Consider the following 902-nt stretch of genomic DNA (forward strand, 5'->3'; position numbering starts at 1 on the left):
ACTTATTGTTTGGTTAGAACGATGTCTTTCGGAAAGTTAATCGGCCAACTTTTCCCCTCCACGATAATCAAATTATAGTATTGGCAAGATGTAAGAACACCATTTGGATTTAACTTTAGGCTTAGTTTCATTTCTGTTTTTTGTGCATTGGTAAAGTTAATGTTAACATTAGCTGTTTTATTGCACATATCCTTGGGCTGGAATAAAAGAAATTTCTGAGAAAAGTCTTTCTTTTGTCCAAACATCCCGTAAAATTCGGATAAGTTTTCATCAAAATTGGTAATCTGGTCAACTTCTACTATTCCAGTTGGAGATATTATTTTTCTTCCTCCTAAAATTGCATCCACATCAAAGTATGTTCCATCACCTGCTGTATGTCTTTTTTTTACTTTTCTCAATTCTAAAAACAATGTTTTTCCCTCCCAATTTCCTTTCCATGTTCCTACATATTGGTTGAGCTCTCCATCCAGATCCTTATAATAGGCTCCGTTTGGAGTATCAACCTTAGGCGTATTTAAAGGAAAAACCTGTTGTGCAAATATTAAATTTACACAGGCTAGTAAAAGTATAATAACTGTTTTTTTCATAATTTCTTTTATATTATATTATTTTGGACAATCAACCTTTGGCCCGTCTTTTTTTACCTCGGAAGTCTTGCCATCGCTATCCTGTTCGTATAGCTTGGCTCCCTCAATTTTCATGCTCTTTTCCATAAACTTAAGAAATTCCTTTTGCAACGCTTCTCTTGATATATTCGGATTGCCCATTTTTTCAGAATAAGTCTGATTTAGACTCAGAATTTCATTAGGGCTATACATTGTAAGCTTATCAGGATCAATGTTGTCCCCCCTTAACTGGTATATTCCATCGGAGGTAACGACAGAAATAAATACCTTATTGAC

2 protein-coding genes are annotated in these 902 nt (G+C 34.4%); both read right to left on the reverse strand.

The features are described 5' to 3' along the window. Positions 1-2: 2 nt before the first annotated feature. Positions 3-587 carry a DUF6705 family protein gene (locus SCA31_RS22415; protein WP_410699268.1) on the reverse strand — a complete coding sequence of 195 codons (585 nt, stop codon included), beginning with the start codon at positions 585-587 and terminating at the stop codon, positions 3-5. Positions 588-605: 18 nt separating this feature from the next. Then, the coding region (locus SCA31_RS22420; protein WP_410699269.1) for a hypothetical protein at positions 606-902 on the reverse strand (297 nt) is incomplete at its 5' end.

It is taken from the genome of Chryseobacterium sp. SIMBA_028, from assembly GCF_046535285.1.
Classification (GTDB): domain Bacteria; phylum Bacteroidota; class Bacteroidia; order Flavobacteriales; family Weeksellaceae; genus Chryseobacterium.

Coding starts and splice junctions, on each gene's coding strand:
- SCA31_RS22415 (WP_410699268.1), bottom strand. CDS start 587: ATGAAAAAAACAGTTATTATACTTTTACTAGCCTGTGTAAATTTAATA.